This window comes from Humibacillus xanthopallidus (assembly GCF_044793955.1).
Taxonomy (GTDB): Bacteria; Actinomycetota; Actinomycetes; order Actinomycetales; family Dermatophilaceae; genus Humibacillus; species Humibacillus xanthopallidus_C.
In genome coordinates, this window is record NZ_CP084995.1 from 227,509 (window position 1) to 243,858 (window position 16,350).

The 16,350-nt window shown below is 69.2% G+C and carries 15 protein-coding genes and 1 tRNA gene; 11 read left to right on the forward strand and 5 right to left on the reverse strand.

Features of this window, described 5'->3' with window-relative positions; all coding sequences use genetic code 11:
* Nucleotides 1-8 precede the first annotated feature (8 nt).
* Nucleotides 9-221 (forward strand): DLW-39 family protein, encoded by a 213-nt coding sequence (locus LG278_RS00985; RefSeq protein ID WP_404390042.1) that lies wholly within the window; start codon nucleotides 9-11, stop codon nucleotides 219-221.
* A gap of 51 nt (nucleotides 222-272) precedes the next feature.
* Nucleotides 273-348: transfer RNA gene (locus LG278_RS00990), tRNA-Ala, on the forward strand.
* A 40-nt stretch (nucleotides 349-388) separates the two neighbouring features.
* Here the strand turns inward: LG278_RS00990 and LG278_RS00995 are convergent.
* Nucleotides 389-3,499 carry a DUF3427 domain-containing protein gene (locus LG278_RS00995; RefSeq protein ID WP_404390044.1) on the reverse strand — a complete coding sequence of 1,037 codons (3,111 nt, stop codon included), beginning with the start codon at nucleotides 3,497-3,499 and terminating at the stop codon, nucleotides 389-391.
* A 132-nt stretch (nucleotides 3,500-3,631) separates the two neighbouring features.
* Here LG278_RS00995 and LG278_RS01000 point away from each other — a divergent pair, with 132 nt between their 5' ends.
* The 3 genes from LG278_RS01000 (at nucleotide 3,632) to LG278_RS01010 (ending at nucleotide 7,478) form a co-directional block, all read left to right on the forward strand.
* A complete protein-coding gene (locus tag LG278_RS01000) occupies nucleotides 3,632-4,654 on the forward strand; it encodes an aldo/keto reductase (protein WP_404390046.1) in 1,023 nt (340 codons plus the stop codon).
* A gap of 76 nt (nucleotides 4,655-4,730) precedes the next feature.
* On the forward strand, nucleotides 4,731-5,303 hold the full coding sequence (locus LG278_RS01005; RefSeq protein WP_404390048.1) for an SOUL family heme-binding protein: 573 nt from the start codon (nucleotides 4,731-4,733) through the stop codon (nucleotides 5,301-5,303).
* A 204-nt stretch (nucleotides 5,304-5,507) separates the two neighbouring features.
* On the forward strand, nucleotides 5,508-7,478 hold the full coding sequence (locus LG278_RS01010) for a right-handed parallel beta-helix repeat-containing protein (RefSeq protein WP_404390050.1): 1,971 nt from the start codon (nucleotides 5,508-5,510) through the stop codon (nucleotides 7,476-7,478).
* A gap of 111 nt (nucleotides 7,479-7,589) precedes the next feature.
* Here the strand turns inward: LG278_RS01010 and LG278_RS01015 are convergent, their stop codons facing one another.
* Nucleotides 7,590-7,799 (reverse strand): hypothetical protein, encoded by a 210-nt coding sequence (locus LG278_RS01015; RefSeq protein ID WP_404390052.1) that lies wholly within the window; start codon nucleotides 7,797-7,799, stop codon nucleotides 7,590-7,592.
* Between the two features lie 168 nt (nucleotides 7,800-7,967).
* On the opposite strand from LG278_RS01015, the gene LG278_RS01020 reads away from it, so the two are divergent.
* The gene (locus tag LG278_RS01020; protein WP_404390054.1) at nucleotides 7,968-9,338 is read left to right on the forward strand and encodes a glutamine synthetase; all 1,371 of its coding nucleotides are present in this window, start codon (nucleotides 7,968-7,970) and stop codon (nucleotides 9,336-9,338) included.
* Nucleotide 9,339: 1 nt separating this feature from the next.
* A complete protein-coding gene (locus tag LG278_RS01025; protein WP_404390056.1) occupies nucleotides 9,340-10,527 on the forward strand; it encodes an amidohydrolase family protein in 1,188 nt (395 codons plus the stop codon).
* A 374-nt stretch (nucleotides 10,528-10,901) separates the two neighbouring features.
* Here the strand turns inward: LG278_RS01025 and LG278_RS01030 are convergent, their stop codons facing one another.
* Nucleotides 10,902-12,107 (reverse strand): hypothetical protein, encoded by a 1,206-nt coding sequence (locus tag LG278_RS01030; RefSeq protein WP_404390058.1) that lies wholly within the window; start codon nucleotides 12,105-12,107, stop codon nucleotides 10,902-10,904.
* Nucleotides 12,108-12,201: 94 nt separating this feature from the next.
* A complete protein-coding gene (locus LG278_RS01035) occupies nucleotides 12,202-12,657 on the reverse strand; it encodes an antitoxin (protein ID WP_404390060.1) in 456 nt (151 codons plus the stop codon).
* A gap of 188 nt (nucleotides 12,658-12,845) precedes the next feature.
* Here LG278_RS01035 and LG278_RS01040 point away from each other — a divergent pair, with 188 nt between their 5' ends.
* The 3 genes from LG278_RS01040 (at nucleotide 12,846) to LG278_RS01050 (ending at nucleotide 14,979) form a co-directional block, all read left to right on the forward strand.
* Nucleotides 12,846-13,364 carry a peptidylprolyl isomerase gene (locus tag LG278_RS01040; protein ID WP_404390062.1) on the forward strand — a complete coding sequence of 173 codons (519 nt, stop codon included), beginning with the start codon at nucleotides 12,846-12,848 and terminating at the stop codon, nucleotides 13,362-13,364.
* Nucleotides 13,365-13,505: 141 nt separating this feature from the next.
* Entirely contained in the window at nucleotides 13,506-14,381 is an 876-nt protein-coding gene (locus tag LG278_RS01045) for a rhomboid family intramembrane serine protease (RefSeq protein WP_404390064.1), read from the forward strand.
* Between the two features lie 4 nt (nucleotides 14,382-14,385).
* Nucleotides 14,386-14,979 (forward strand): hypothetical protein, encoded by a 594-nt coding sequence (locus LG278_RS01050; RefSeq protein ID WP_404390066.1) that lies wholly within the window; start codon nucleotides 14,386-14,388, stop codon nucleotides 14,977-14,979.
* Between the two features lie 188 nt (nucleotides 14,980-15,167).
* Here the strand turns inward: LG278_RS01050 and LG278_RS01055 are convergent, their stop codons facing one another.
* Entirely contained in the window at nucleotides 15,168-15,419 is a 252-nt protein-coding gene (locus LG278_RS01055; RefSeq protein ID WP_404390068.1) for a cell division protein CrgA, read from the reverse strand.
* 114 nt (nucleotides 15,420-15,533) lie between these two features.
* Here LG278_RS01055 and LG278_RS01060 point away from each other — a divergent pair, with 114 nt between their 5' ends.
* Complete coding sequence (locus tag LG278_RS01060) at nucleotides 15,534-16,340, forward strand: DUF881 domain-containing protein (protein WP_404390070.1); 807 nt, start codon at nucleotides 15,534-15,536, stop codon at nucleotides 16,338-16,340.
* Nucleotides 16,341-16,350 lie beyond the last annotated feature (10 nt).

Consider the following 16,350-nt stretch of genomic DNA (forward strand, 5'->3'; position numbering starts at 1 on the left):
GGAATCCCATGCTCAAGCGACTCGTCGTCATCGGAGCAGCGGTTGCCGGGGCGGTCCTCGTGCGCAAGAAGGCCAAGCAGCAGCAGGCCGAGCAGGACCTCTGGACCGCGGCCACCGACGACGTGCAGGCTCCGGCTGCTCCGGCCGCCCCGCCCGTCACGCAGGTCGACGTGCCCGCCGAGGTCGCTGCAGAGGGCGACGACGCACCGGCCTCGTCCTGAGCCGAGGGTCTCCCGGAGGCCGCACCAACCAGCACGACACAGCACCACCCAGGGGCCATGGCGCAATTGGTAGCGCACCTGCTTTGCAAGCAGGGGGTTAGGGGTTCGAGTCCCCTTGGCTCCACCACAGTTTCGCCAAGGCCCTCGGGCGAGACCGGGCCGACCAGTCATTGGACCACGCTGGCGGCGGCGAAATCAGCGGCCGGCATGGGTGTCCGGAGTCGCCATGTGATGGCAATGGGCCGCTCCCCGCGGTGCTCCAGGTAATCGGCCTCGCCGAGGAACAGGTACGGCGCGCCGGTTCCGAACGTCGTGACCTTCTGTTCTCGACTGAAGAGGAGAACGTGACTCCCCATCGCCCGATGGTTGAGGTATCGCTGACCTGTCCTCGAGGCGATGCTCGTGACGGACTGAGACTCCCAGTGGAACAACTCCGGGCTGAGGGCAAAGTCCTGGTACATCGTTGTCGGCGAGTAGTCGGACGCCGATTTGTGAAGCGTCACCAGGAAGGCATCGGTGTTGGCGTCAGGCGAGAAAAGGACCCCTTCACGGAAGCTGTTCGGCTTGCGTCCTTCGATCGACACGTAGTCCAGCGCTGCGACGATCTCCTCCCGCGTATAGCGCGCGTGCACCTTCAGCGGCCTCATGCCCAGTTCGCCTGACAGTCGCGTGGCAACGCGCTCGGCAGAGTATTGACTCAGCCGGACGACTGATCTGAGGTCCTCCCGCGCTGCTGGCTCGCGCAGCAGGGACTCCAGTCCGGCATCGTAGGACTCGAAGCCACCGCCGTCTGGCCAGAGCGAGAAGAACAGCATCCGTCCGTATGCCTGCAGAACCGGGTCAGCGCTGGCATAGGCCGGCGCGTCGTCACTGAGCCATGTCAGGTACGCCCTCGCCCGATCGCCGTCGTCGACGTGACACAGGGCGCGAACTCGCTTCATCAAAGTGACCTCTGAAGGACCCTCGGTGGGGACCTCGAGACCAGCTTCGCGGCGAAGCCTGGCCCAGGACCGGTTCCCTGTCACGACGTCAGCCAACTCAACGCCAGATTCCTCGAGGAAGGTGCCGAGCTCGTCGGTCGGGTGGGCTCTCAGCTCCGACGTGATGTTCGGCCAGCGCCTGGTGACCTGGCTCTTGATGTTGTCGAGGACGAGCGCCTGACTCTGGCGGTCAAGCACGATCTGAGTGCCTGCCGGGAGGAACGGAAAGCCGTGCTCGATGTCGCGCTCAAGCTCCGTCCGGGTGCTGCCCGTCATTGCCCTGAAGCGTTGGTCGAAGCGAAACTCCTTGCGATGGTGACCGACGAAGTCGAGCGCGGTGAGCACCGCCTTGTCTCTGGCGCGACGTAAACCTCGTCCGAGTTGCTGAATGAAGACCGTCGAACTTTCGGTGGGTCGGAGAAAGAGGACGGTGTTGATGGCCGGCACGTCGACACCCTCGTTGAACACGTCGACGGTGAAGAGCACCTGGACGATGCCCTCACGAAGGTCACGAATCGCGCCGTCACGATCATGTGACGTCGTGTCCCCCAGCACTGCCGCGGACCGGATGCCCGCCCCGTTGAAGACTTGGGTCATGTATCGCGCATGCTCTCGGGAGACGCAGAATCCGAGAGCTTTCATGGTCGTGAGGTCAGCGACCTTGTCTCGAAGAGCCTTGAGGACGAGGAGGGCCCGCGCGTCATTGCCGGTGAAGAGATTCGAAAGCTCTCCTGCGTCATAGGCGCCCGCCTTCCAGTCGACCCGGGTCATGTCCATCCCGTCCGCGACCGCGAAATAATGGAACGGCGTCAACAGGTCTGCCTTGAGCGCATCCCACAGACGTAGCTCTGCCGCGGTGCGCCCACCGAAGAGCTCCCTCACGTCGAAGCCATCGCCTCGTTCTGGTGTGGCCGTCAGGCCGAGCAGTTCGACCGGTGTCAGATGATCCAGCATGCGGCGGTAGGTCTCAGCTCGGGCATGGTGGAACTCGTCGATCACGATGACGTCGTAGGCGGCAGCAGGGATGTTGGTGATGCCGTACGCAGAGAGAGACTGAACCGACGCGAAGACATGCTGCCAACGTTCTGGTCGATGCCCGTCCACGTACAGCTCCCCAAAGTCGGCATCTCCGAGGACCTCACGGTAGGTCCGTAGTGACTGCTGCAGGATCTCGCGCCGATGGGCTACGAAGAGCAGACTCGGGAGCTGCGCCGGATCTATGGCCAGTCGCCGGTAGTCCAGAGCTGCCACGACCGTCTTACCGGTGCCTGTGGCTGCCACCAGCAAGTTTCGATGGCGGTCATGAACAACCCGTTCCACCTCGAGTTGGTCAAGCATCTCCTGCTGGTAGGAGTACGGGCGAACGTCCAAGCCCGAGAGCGTCAGCGTCACCCGATCGTTGACACGCCTCCCGCTCGCTTCGGCGAGAGCGTCGTCCAGACGGTCGCGGTCCGTGTCGGGGTCGTACTCCTCGAACGTCGCGTCGTTCCAGTAGCTGTCGAACGTGGCGAGAAATTTGCGCAGCAGTGGAGGCGTGGAAACGGCCGAAAGGCGCACGTTCCACTCCACTCCATCGAGCATTGCCGCGCGTGACAGGTTGCTTGATCCCACGTAGGCGGTGTCGAAACCAGTGTTACGGCGAAACAGCCACGCTTTTGCGTGAAGCCGCGTTCGTTGGGCGTCGTACTGGATTTTCACGTGGGCACCGAAATCGCGCACCAGCCGGTCGAGTGCTTGACGCTCCGTGGCGCCCATGTAGGTGGTCGTGATGACACGGAGGGGGACGCCTCGATCCCGCGCGGCGGTGAGCTGATCTTCGAAGAGCCGTAAACCGAACCACTTGACGAATGCCATGATGACGTCAACTCGATCGGCGCTCGCGAGCTCGGCCGCAATCTCGTGGCCTACACCCGGCTCACCCGGGGCATTGGTGAGAAGCGCCGCCTCGGACAGAGGGGTAGTCGGACGTCCTCTGGTGATTCTGGCCGGGGCGCCGGGCCTGCGAGGCGGGGTCACGGAGAGAAGCTGTTGTGCGGATGCGACCGAGTCCTCGGACGCGCCCAGGGCCTCGACGAGCTCATTCACCAGCTCGAGACGCCGGCTGGGGTTCTTCTCCATGCGCAGCGCTCGCAGTGTGACGTCCCGGACGTGTCGCGCGAGAACATCCGGGGCATCGGCTTCATCGATGGCGCCACGGTGAACCTCAAAATCGGCCAGGCCAGACAAGCGCTTTTGCAAAGCCTGCGTGATGAGACTTTCGTACAGGCCTTCGAGCAGGCTCTCACTTTCGTCCCTCACCTGACGCAGCTTGCCAGGTCACCGCGGCCCATGCAGGACCACAGGTCTCATATGACGCTCAGCCGCGCTGACATTGTGACCCGGGGGGCGGTGCTGCTGAGAGCGCCGAGGCTCCGGCATACGGTGGAAGACATGCGATACACGACTCTCGGCAACAGCGGCACCATCGTCTCCACCCAGTGCCTCGGCACGATGACCTTCGGGGCGGAGGCCGACGAGGAGACCTCGGGCCGCATCCTCGACGCCTTCGCGGAGGCCGGCGGCACGTTCCTCGACACGGCAGACGTCTACAGCAAGGGCGTCTCCGAGGAGATCACCGGCCGGTGGCTGAAGTCCCACCCGGAAGACGCCGCCAACATGGTCGTCGCGACGAAGGGCCGCTTCCCGATGGGCGAGGGGCACAACGACGTCGGCCTGGCGCGACGCCACCTCCGCCTGGCCCTCGACGCCTCGCTGACCCGGCTCGGCGTCGAGCACATCGACCTCTACCAGATGCACGCATGGGACGCCGTGACCCCGCTCGAGGAGACGCTGCGCTTCCTCGACGACGCGGTGACCGCGGGCAAGATCGGCTACTACGGCTTCTCCAACTACCTCGGCTACCAGGTCACCAAGGCCGTGCACACGGCCCGCGAGCACGGCTGGACCCCGCCGGTCACGCTGCAGCCGCAGTACAACCTTCTCGTCCGCGACATCGAGCACGAGGTCGTGCCGGCCTGCCTCGACGGCGGCCTCGGCCTACTGCCGTGGTCGCCGCTCGCGGGCGGGTGGCTCACCGGCAAGTACCAGCGCGACACCACCCCGACCGGAGCCTCGCGCCTCGGCGAGGACCCGAAGCGCGGCATGGAGGCCTACGGGCCGCGCAACTCCGACGAGCGCACGTGGGCGGTCATCGAGGCCGTCGCCGAGGTCGGGAAGGAGCAGGGCGTCACCTCCGCGCAGGTCGCCCTCGCCTGGGTCGCGGCGCAGCCCGCGGTCACCTCGGTGATCCTCGGCGCGCGCACCGTCGAGCAGCTGAACGACAACCTCGCCGCCGCCGACCTCGACCTCACCGCAGACCAGCTCGCTCACCTCTCCGAGGTCAGCGCGCCCCAGATGGACGACTACCCCTACGGCGCCGCCGGCATCGCCCAGCGCCACCGCAGCATCAGCTGAGCGAGCGCCTGCTGCCCACGTCGCGCAGGCGCGGCGTGGGCACCGCGCAGCCAGGTGGATGTGTAGCGTCGGCGGGGTGACCGAGCAACAGGCATACAGCGTCATTGAGCGGTATGCCGTGTTCGAGTTGCGCCGCTACCCGGCTCACGTCGTGGCTGAGGTCACCGTGACCGGTGCGTTCGAGGACGCCGGCAACCTTGCCTTCCGGACCCTCCTCGGCTACATCTCCGGCCAGAACGAGTCGGTGCAGACCGTCGAGATGACGGCGCCGGTTGTCCAGGAGCGGGCGCGCTCGCAGAAGCTGGCGATGACCGCCCCGGTCGAGCAGACCGAGCTGTCGCAGGGCGAGCACAGGATCGCGTTCGTCCTGCCTGAGTCGGTGACACCCGACACCGCGCCGGTGCCGACCAACCCGAAGGTGCACGTCCGCGCCGTGCCCGAACGCCTCACCGCGGTCGTGCGCTTCTCCGGTCGGTGGAGCGAGTCGTCCTACCGCGCCCACCTCGCCGAGCTGGCTGCGGGGATCGAGTCGGCGGGCCTGCGCCCGACGGGCGAGCCGCGGTATGCGCGCTTCGACCCGCCGTACAAGCCGTGGTTCCTCCGGCGCAACGAGGTCGCTCAGGACGTGACGCGCGCCGCGGAGGCCTGAGCACCGCCGGACGACCAGTGATGTCACCAAGGGTTCCAACCACCCGGTTCGCGCGGTCGCTCACACGGGCAGCATGACCACGGGAGAGCGCGGGGTCATCCCCGCTCGGCTCGACGGTCGACGGTCCGATGGTCCCAGCCTCCACCGCCACACGCCGGTCGTAGAGTCGTGAGCGCACCCGCTCCCTCGAGAGGACACACCGCTGTGACCACCGTGCTGCACGTCGCCACCACCGGCTCCGACCAGGCGGACGGGTCCGAAGCAACCCCCGTCCGCACGATCAACCATGCAGCGCAGCTGGCCCGGCCGGGCGACACGGTCGTCGTCCACGAAGGTGATTACCGCGAGTGGGTCGCCCCAGCACGCGGCGGCCTCAGCGACGCCCGCCGGATCATCTACGAGGCAGCACCCGGCGAGCACGTCGTCATCAAGGGCTCCGAGCGGGTGACCGACTGGCAGCAGGAGGGAGGCGGGGTCTGGACTGCGCACGTGCCCAACGAGCTGTTCGGCTCCTTCAACCCCTTCGCGCAGGAGATCGTCGGCGACTGGGTGGTCCGTCCCATCGAGGCCGGCCGGCGCAAGCATCTCGGTGACGTCTACCTCGACGGCCGCAGCTTCTACGAGGTCGGCAGCCCAGACGAGGTCCGCAACCCCACCCGCCGCACCGAGGTGCTCGACGACTGGACGGCACGCTCGGTCCCAGTCCACGACCCCGACCAGACGGCATACGTCTGGCACGCCCAGGTCGGCCCCGACACGACGACGATCTGGGCCAACTTCCACGACGCCGACCCCAACGAGCGCCTCGTCGAGATCAACGTGCGCCGGTCGGTGTTCTACCCCACCGAGCACCACGTCGACTTCATCACCGTGCGCGGCTTCGAGCTGTGCCAGGCCGCCACCCCCTGGGCGCCGCCGACCGCCGACCAGCCGGGGCTCATCGGACCGAACTGGGCCCAGGGCTGGGTCATCGAGGACAACGTCATCCACGACGCCAAGTGCGTCGCGATCTCCATCGGCAAGGAGGCCTCGACCGGCGACAACAACTACACGCACCGCGGCGACAAGCCCGGCTACCAGTACCAGCTCGAGTCGGTCTTCTCCGCCCAGCAGATCGGCTGGGACAAGGAGCACATCGGCAGCCACGTCATCCGCCGCAACACCATCTCTGACTGCGGGCAGTGCGCCATCGCAGGACATCTCGGCTGCGTGTTCTCCACGATCGAGGACAACCACATCCACCGCATCGCGCTCAAGCGCGAGTTCTACGGCCACGAGATCGCCGGCATCAAGCTGCACGCCGCCATCGACGTCGAGATCACCCACAACCGCATCCACGCGTGCTCGCTCGGCATCTGGCTCGACTGGCAGACCCAGGGCACCCGCGTCGCGCGCAACGTCCTCTACGGCAACTCGCGCGACCTCTTCGTCGAGGTGAGCCACGGGCCCTACGTCATCGACCACAACGTGCTCGCCTCCCCGGTCTCGATCGAGTCCTTCAGCCAGGGCGGCGCCTACGTCGGCAACCTGGTCGCCGGCACCCTCGGCCTGATCCGGGTGATGGACCGCGCCACCCCGTACCACCGTCCCCACAGCACCCAGGTCGCCGGTTACGCCGTCATCTACGGCGCCGACGACCGCTGGATCGGCAACATCTTCGCCGGCGGCGAGGTCGACGCGGCATACAACACGGACGCCCACACCTACGAGGGCGCCTGGGTCGGCACCGCCGGCTACGACGGCCACCCGTCGACTTTCGAGGACTACCTCGCGCTCATCGATGCCCAGCCGCCGGGTGACCACAACCGCTTCCCGGACGTGCCGCAGGCCGTCTACATCCGCCACAACGCGTATGCCGGCGCCGCCATCCCGTATGCCGCTGAGGACGCTCCGCTCCGACTCGACTCAGCGTCCTTCGCTGTGGTCGAGGAGGGTGACGCCGTCTTCCTCGAGGCCGACCTGCCCGAGTCGTTCGACGGGCTGCAGGTCGGTGTCGTCACTGGCGCGGACCTGCCCCGGGTCCGCTTCGTCGACGCGGACTTCGAGGAGCGTGACGGCTCGCCCGTGACGATCGACCGCGACCTGCTCGGTGTGCACAAGGACTGGGACGCGTCCTACCCGGCTGGCCCGATTGCCAGCCTGTCGTCCGGCACGTCTCGCACACGCGTGTGGTGACCCGGGCCGTGGCTCCGGACGTGTCGCACTCCCGGCCCGGGAGCCGTCCCGGGAGTCAGTGCTTCATCCCGCCGTCCCCCTCAGAGCACGGCAGGTGTCACAGCTGGACCGTCAGAGCCGCGTCAGCTTGGCGTAGGGGCTGGCGATGCGCACGCGCTCGGAGCCGAAGGCGACGATGACGCAGCCGCCACCCACCGCCTTGACCTCACCGAGGCCGTACTTGTCGTGCGCGACCCGGTCGGCCACGGCCAGCGCCAGCACCTCATCGGCGACGCGGTCGGCGAAGGGGCTGGTCTTGAGGCGGCGTCGTGGAGTGTTCATCCCCCCTATCATCCACCCTTCCGGGAGTCGCCACGCCGCACCGACGGACACGACTTGGCTTCGCATACCGGCGTGCGACCTCTCGGACAGCCGGCAAATGTCCGGATCGCACCTTCCTCAGCCGTCATTGAGCCTGCGCCCGCACCCCCGCGACGGCAGACTTCCGTCATGACTGGGAGCGAAGTCACGTCGCACGCCGACCTCACCGACGTGCTCATCGGGCAGGGCGTACGCGTGGTGGCGGGCTGGGCGACCAACGCCGCGGGCCTCGTGCACGCCAAGTCGATGCCGGTCGCGCGCACCCCCGCCTTCGTCGCCTCCGGCGCCGGCATGTCGCCCGTGCACCACGGCTACGCGATGGACGGCACGATCCAGTTCACCCCCTTCTACGACGCCGTCGGTGACCTGCGCCTGCGTCTGGTCCCCGAGGCCGTACGCGTGTTGCCCGGTGGCCTGGCCGCCGGACCCACGCACGTGGTGACCCAGGACGGCGAGCCCGACCCGACCTCCCCGCGCCACGTCCTCGCCCGAGCGGTCGAGCGACTCGCCGACTCGGGCCTGACCGCGCTCGTCGGGCACGAGCTCGAGTTCGTCCTCGTGGCACCTGACGGCTCGGCCCTCCCACGCGGCGCGTGGACCCCCTACGGCCTGTCGGCCATCATCGACCGGTCGGCGCTCATCGCCGAGATCGTCGAGGCCGGGGCGACGGCCGGGCTCGGCATCGAGCAGGTGCATGCCGAATATGGCGCCCACCAGCTCGAGGTGTCGCTCGCCCCGCAGCCGCCGGTCGAGGCCGCCGACTCCGTCATCCTGCTCAAGACGCTCATCGGCGTCGTCACCCGCGCCCACGGCCTGGCCGCGTCGTTCTCGCCGGTGCCGTTCGCCGGGGCCGTCGGCAACGGCGCCCACCAGCACCTGTCGCTCAGCGCCGACGGCGCCAACCTCTTCGACGACGCCACCCCCGCCCAGGACCCCAACGCCAAGCACCGGATCACGATGCGTGGCGGCCACGCCATCGCCGGCATCCTCGACGGGCTCGTCGGCGCCCAGGCCGTGCTCTGCGGCTCGGTCGTCTCGGGGCTGCGGCTCGAGCCGGGCCACTGGTCGGGCGCGACGATCTGCTGGGGCACCGAGAACCGCGAGGCTGCCGTCCGCTACCTCCGCGCCGGCCCCGCCAACCCCCACGGCGCCAACATCGAGGTCAAGGTCATCGACCCCTCGGCCAACCCCTACCTCGCCTCCGCGGTGCTGCTCGGTCTCGCCCTCGACGGCATCGACCGCGCCCTCCCCCTCCCGCCCGAGATCGTCCGCGACACAGGCCAGTTCGATGACGAGGCCCGCTCCGACGCCGGCCTGTCGCTCGTGCTCACCGACCAGGCCGCCATCCTCGACGCCTTCACCGGCTCCGTCGCCGAGCGCGTCCTCGGCGAGCAGGCCTCAGCCGCCCTGCTCGCCGTCCGGCGCCACGAGGGCACTGCCTTCGCCGACCTCGGCGCCGAGCAGCTCTGCGAGCGACTCCGCCTCGGCTGGTCGATCTGAGATGACACCCCCCGTCCCCGCCCCCGGACTCGCCGGCGCAGCCCGCGACCTCCTCGCCGAGCTCGACGAGACGCCGCTCGTCGACCACCACGTGCACGGCGCCTTCCGCGTCTCCCCCAGCCGAACGGCATACGGCAATGCCCTCAACGAGGCCGACACCGACCCGCTGCCGGTGGGGGTCGACCCCTTCGACAGCCAGGTCGGCTTCGCGATCCGCGCCTGGTGCGCGCCCGTGCTGGGGCTCGAGCGGCACGCGAGGCCCGACGACTACTGGGCCCGGCGCGCGCAGCTCGGCGAGGACGAGGTCAACCGTCGCTTCCTCGCGGCCGCCGGCGTGAGCCACTGGCTCGTCGACACCGGCCACCGCGCCGACGACCTCCTGAGCCCCGAGGAGCTCGTATCCTCGAGCGGAGCCACCGCCCACGAGGTCGTGCGCCTCGAGTCCCTCGCCGAGCAGCTCGCCTCCGAGGGCATCGAGCCGACGCGGTATGCCGCTGACTTCCGCGCGCTGCTCGCCGAGCGGGCGCGTGGTGCCGTCGCGGTCAAGTCGGTCCTCGCCTACCGCGCCGGGTTCGACGTCGACCTCAGCCGCCCGAGCGACGGGGAGGTCGTGCAGCACGCAACAGCCTGGGCGCGTGACGTCGCGAGCACGAGGTCGGTGCGCCTGACCGACGCACGCCTCATCGCCTTTGGCATCCACGCGGCGGTGCAGGCCGGCCTGCCGCTCCAGCTGCACGTCGGCCTCGGCGACCGCGACCTGGACCTGCGCCGGTCGGACCCGCTGCTGCTCACCGACTTCCTCCGCCTCCCGGAGGTGCGGGAGGTGCCGGTGCTCCTGCTGCACTGCTACCCCTTCGAGCGCGAGGCCGGCTATCTCGCGCAGGCCTTCCAAAATGTCCACCTCGACGTCGGCCTGTCGGTCAACTTCGTCGGCGCGCGCTCGACCTCCCTCGTCGCTCGCAGTCTCGAGCTCGCGCCCTTCGACAAGGTGCTCTACAGCTCGGACGCGTGCGGCCCCTCCGACCTGCACTACCTCGGTGCGCGGCTCTGGCGCACCGCGATGGCGCGGGTCCTCGGCGGCTTCGTCGACGCCGGGGAGTGGTCCCGCTCCGACGCGAGTCGCGTCATCCGGCTGCTCGCCCGGGACAACGCCCTGCGCGTCTACGACCGCCTCACAGCAACTCCATAGCCCGATTCCTCTGGCGCACGGCACCCGGCGGTGTCATGCTCGATGCAAGCAGGGCTAGCAGGACGGCCGTCGTGCCCCAGCGCACAACGCAAGGATCGACGGCTCGTGGGCGTTTTGCGAAGAAAGGTCGTCTCAGATCAGCCCGATGTGATGCAATCTTCACCGAACCCCTCGCGCAAGCACCCGTTGTCTGCCTAGACTGGTGGGTAGCGAAGGGTTGGGCCCGCACGAACCGCGCCCAGCCCTTCTGCTTGTGCTGGCTCGCACTGTCCCCCTGTCGGTGCGAGCCAGCTCACGCAGAGAAGGACCCGGATGCCATCGGCACCCGGGTCCTTCTCTGTGTGCGGCAGGTCTGCCGCGGCGTCCCTCGGCGATCAGCTCGCGCTGTCGCCCTCCTCGGCGAGGCGGGCCTTCGCCGAGCCCCGGGGCGAGGTGGTCGTGGAGGCACCGTTGATGGTGCCGCCCTCGACAGCGTCCGAGGTGATGGCGTCGGAGTCAGGGCTCGCGTCGACGGCAGTCACCTGACCGTCGAACTCGTCCTTCACCTCGTCCGTGGCATCCTGCGTCGCGTCGACAGCCGTGTCCTTGGCGTCCGCCGCCGCGTCGACGGCCTTGTCCTTGGCGTCCGTCGCGGCGTCCTTGGCTCCCTCGAGCGCCTCGCCCGAGTGGTCCTTGGCGTCGGCGATGGCAGCCTGGCCCTTGGACGCGAGGTCGCCGGCCTTGTCCTTGGCGGCGTCAGCGATCTCGGCGCCCTTCTCCTTGGCCTTGGCGGCGGCATCGGTCACGGCGTCCTTGGCCGCCTCGACCTGAGTGGCCGCCTTGTCCTTGAGCGAGGCCGACCCGCTCGTGCCGTAGCCCGAGGTGCCTGCACCGGTCGACGCCTCGAGGGGCGTGGCCCACGGGTCGTCGGCCTTCTGCTGCTGCTTGCGGAAGGCAGCCACGGCGGCGACACCGGCAGCCGCGAGTCCGATGCCGATGAGCCACTTCGTGCGGCTGCGACGACGCTTGGCGACGGCGTCACCGGTCAGCACGGCATAGGCGTCCTTGCCGCGGTCGCCCGCGACGTAGGCCGCTTCCTTGGCCTGCTCGAGGTGCGGTGCGGCCGCGTCCATGGCCTGGTGCGAGCCCGCCGCGATGGCAGCGGTCGCGGTCGCGATGGCGGTGCCCAGCTTGGGCAGAACCTCGTCGAAGAAGGTCGCCTGTGCGGCCTCCACCTTCGGCTTGGCGCGGTCGGCGGCATCGTGCAGCGCCTCGCCCGCGGCGTCACGCGCGACGTAGGCGGCGTCGGTCAGACGCTCCTTGGCGGTGCCGGCGGCTTCCGCGATCACGGGCGTCGCTGCGTCCTTGGCGGCGACGATCCTCTCCTTGGTGGCAACGGCGGCGTCGCTGGCCGCCGGCCCGGCTGCGGCGCGCGCGGCGTCGAGGCGGTCCTTCGCTGCCGCCGAGGCGACGCTCGCCTGCTCTGCGGTCGTGCTCTTGAGGGCGTCGAGGCGCTCCCCTGCCGCACTGCTGACATCTGCTGCCGCCGTGCGTGCCTGGTCTACAGCCGCCTCCGTGCGGGACTGCTTGGTGCGAAACATGCGTCCTCCTAGGTCCACTCGTCCTTACCCATCCTGCCAACATCCGCCACGCGACACACCGCCCTTGCCGTATGCCGTGTCGTGGCGTCCGAGATCACATCCCGTGCGGCCGTGGCGGGGTGGCGCCCGGTGCCCCCGGAGGCGGCGGCTGGGGGGCGTCGGGGTCGACCGGGAAGGTCGGTGCAGCGGCTGAATCCGGCTCTACCACAGGAGATCCCATTGGGGTGCCCATCGGCGGTCCGGTGGTCGGCGCGGTGCCGGGCGCGCCGGTCGCGTTGGGCGAGCCCTCGGCGACCTTGTCGACGCCCTTGCCCACCTGCTCCTTCGCCTTGGCGACCTTGTCGGCGTACTTGCCGTCGGTCTTGGTGTCGATCGTCGTCGCGGCCTTCTCGACGTAGCCGTCGATCTTGCTGCGGTTCTCGGCGGTGTAGTCACCCGCCTTCTCGCGAGCCTGCTTGGCAGCCGTGGTCGCTGCCGCCTGCAGGTCCTTGGCCTTCTTGTCGAGCTCGAGCTCCTCGGCCTTCTTCTTCATCTTGTCCAGGAACGACATCCGGGTCCTCTCGTCAAGCGATTCGGCGTGCAGTCGGTCATGCGGTGATCGTGAGGTGGCGGGCGTCCGGTGGTGCCGGGCGCGGCCACACCCATGGTTGCGGGTGTGTCTCTCTCTGGGCAACGACCCGCCGCGGGCCCGCGTGCCCGACCGGACGGCATACCTGCTCGTCGTGCGAGGATTGGGGCATGAAGGCAACCCTGCACACCAACCACGGCGACATCGTCGTCGAGCTCTTCCCTCACCAGGCTCCCAAGACGGTCGACAACTTCGTCGGCCTCGCCAAGGGTGAGAAGGACTACAAGGACGAGGCGGGCCGCACGTCTCCGACGCCGTTCTACGACGGGCTCATCTTCCACCGCATCATCCCCAACTTCATGATCCAGGGCGGCTGCCCGGTCGGTCAGGGCTTCGGCGGCCCCGGCTTCACGTTCGACGACGAGATCAGCCCCGACAAGGACTTCACGAAGCCCTACATGCTCGCCATGGCCAACGCCGGCAAGCGGATGGGCAAGGGCACCAACGGTTCGCAGTTCTTCATCACGACCGCGCCCACGACGTGGCTGCAGGGCAAGCACACGATCTTCGGTGAGGTCGCCGACGGTCCGTCGCGCGAGGTCGTCGACAAGATCGGCGCCGTGCCGACCGGTCCCAACGACAAGCCGCGCGAGGACGTCATCATCAACTCGGTCACCATCGAGGACTGAGCGACCCCGAACCACCCTGAGGCCCGGCCGATGGCCGGGCCTCTCGACACAGACGAGACGGCAGGGATTCCTTTGTCCGACAGTGGAGTTGGCCCGCCCCCGGTGGGTAGTGGCCCGATGAACCCCCCTGCCGTCCCGCCTGTGTGTCCGCGGCACCCCGATCGCGAGTCCTACGTGCGCTGCCAGCGCTGCGGCCGGCCGACCTGCCCCGAGTGCCAGCGCCCGGCCCCGGTCGGCATCCAGTGCGTCGACTGCGTGCGCGACGCGGCCCGCACGAGCCCGGCCGCCCGCACCGTCTTCGGTGGCCGCGCCACCGACGGCCGGCCCGTCGTCACCCTGGCGATCATCGGCATCTGCGCCGTCGTCTACCTCCTCCAGCGGGTCGACTCCGCCGTCACGGCCAACTACGCGTTCATGCCGGCCCTCGGCTGGACCGAGCCGTGGCGCTTCCTCACCGCCGCCTTCCTGCACTCGCCGTCGACCTACTTCCACGTCCTGCTCAACATGTTCGCGCTGTGGTCGCTGGGGCAGTACCTCGAGCCGATGCTCGGGCGGGCCCGCTTCGCGGCGATCTACCTCATCAGCGGCCTCGGCGGCCAGGTCGCCGTGACGCTGCTCGCCGGCTCCCCGACGGTCATCGGTCTGCAGACCGGGCTCGACGACGCGTGGCTGACGCCCGTCGTCGGTGCCTCGGGCGCGATCTTCGGGCTCTTCGGGGCGCTGCTCATCCTCAATCGCCACCTGGGCCGCTCGTCGGCGGCGATGTACGTCGTGATCGCCATCAACGCCGCCTTCGGCTTCCTCTACCCCAACATCTCGTGGCAGGCGCACCTCGGCGGCTTCCTCGCCGGTCTCGCCTGCGCGGGCGTCGTCGTCGCGTTCCGCGGGCGGGGCAAGCAGCAGCTCGTCTGGGCGGGCCTCGGCGGTGTCGTCGTGCTGCTCGTCGCGGTGACGGTCGCGAAGTACCTCAGCATCCCCGACATCATCCGGATGATCGACTCGAGCACCTTCACCTGAGCCGATGCACCTGCTGTGCGTCCTCGGGCCGCCGGCCGTCGGCAAGATGACGGTCGGCCGGGCCGTCTGCGACCTCACCGGCTACCGGCTCTTCCACAATCACGTGACGATCGAGCCGCTCATCACGCTCTTCGGCTACGGCACGCCGTCCTTCACCCGGCTCAACAGCCTGATCCGCCGCGAGGTCATGGTCGAGGCCGTGGCGGCCGACCTGCCCGGCCTCGTCTTCACGTATGCCGCGGACTTCGACAACCCGGAGGACCTCGAGCACCTGCGCTGGCTCATCGGGCCGGTGCTCGAGGCGGGCATCCGGGTCGACGCCGTGGAGCTGTCTGCCCCGCTGGACGTCAGGCTCGCCCGCGAGGGCCTGCCCGACCGCGTCGAGCACAAGCCGAGCAAACGTGACGTCGGGTGGGCTCGCGAGCACGTGCGCGAGCTCGACGCCCGGGCGCGTTTCAACACGGCGCCGCAGGCGCCGGCCGCCGAGGGCGGCTGGCCGTGGCCCTGGCTGTCGCACCTGGCTTTCGACAATGAGCACGATGACGCCACCCGCACGGCCGAGCGCATCGTCGACGCCCTCGGCCTCCCGCGTCGGTGACCCCGTGAGTGACCGCGTGGGTGACCGCGCGAGTGACCGGGGCAGGGACGCGGGTTGTCCACCGGTGTGGACAACCCTGTGGACGTAGTTACAGCCGTGTCATTCATGCACAGGCTGGGGACAACCCTGTGGACAACCTGTCGATCGGGGTGTGGACGACCGGTGCCCTCGCGTGCAGGGGCAGCGCGTCAGCGCCAGCGCATCGTCATGATGAAGCCGCCCATGAGCAGCGCGAACCCGACAGCGAGGTTCCAGACGCCGATCGCCTCGATGGGGTACTTGTAGGCCGTCACGTAGTAGACGACGATCCAGAGCAGACCGAGCACGAGCAGAGTGATGAAGACCGGTGCCCACCACGTCGGGTTGGGCTCGGTCGCCTTGCTGCGGGGCGGCGGGGTGTAGGCGGTCGACTTGTGGTCTCGACCCTTCGACTCGGGCACTGCACTCTCCTTGCTCTGAGGTGTGCCAAGGGTAACCAATGCCGGTGCCCCTCGTGTCACGCCACAAGGCACAATGGTGTCGGCACGGAGGGCCCGGGCCGAGCGAGGACGACGATGACGAGCACCACCCCGCCCGTCGACTCCCCCGAGGAGGAGACGGACACGACAGCCGTCGGGCAGCAGCCCGCAGTCGCTGCGCCGCGCCCACGCCTGACCTGGCGCCTCGTCGTGCCCGTCGTCACCGCAGCCGCGGGCGTCATGTTCGCCATGAGCTTCCAGGCCGCCCAGGGCAGCGACCTGCGCGCCGACCGCGACCTGCCGCAGCTCATCATGGACGGCGACGCCCAGGTCGCCGTCAAGGCCGCCCAGCTCGACGCCCTCCAGCGCGAGGTCGACACGCTCTCGCAGGCGAGTGCGCCCTCCGACGAGCGGCTCGCCAGCCTGACGAAGCGGGCCGACGCGCTCGCGCAGGCCGCCGCGACGACGAAGGTGCGCGGCGCTGCCATCGAGGTCGCCCTCGACGATGCGCGTCGCACGGTCGACTCGCTGCCCGACGGCTTCACGGCGGACGACATCGTCGTGCACCAGCAGGACGTGCAGGCCGTCGTCAACGCGCTCTGGGCCTCGGGCGCCGAGGCGATGATGATCCAGGACCAGCGGGTCATCTCGACGAGCGCCGTCCGGTGCGTCGGCAACACCCTCATCCTCCAGGGCCGGGTCTATGCGCCGCCCTACCGCATCACGGCCATCGGCGACGTCGACCGCATGCAGCGCGGCCTCGACGAGGACGCCGCGATCACCATCTACAGGCAGTACGTCGACGCCGTGGGACTGGGCTGGTCGGTCCAGACGCCCGGCTCGGTCGAGTTCCCGGCCTACTCGGGCTCGGTCGACTTCCAGTACGCCTCGCCCCTCAAGTGACCTCCCGAGT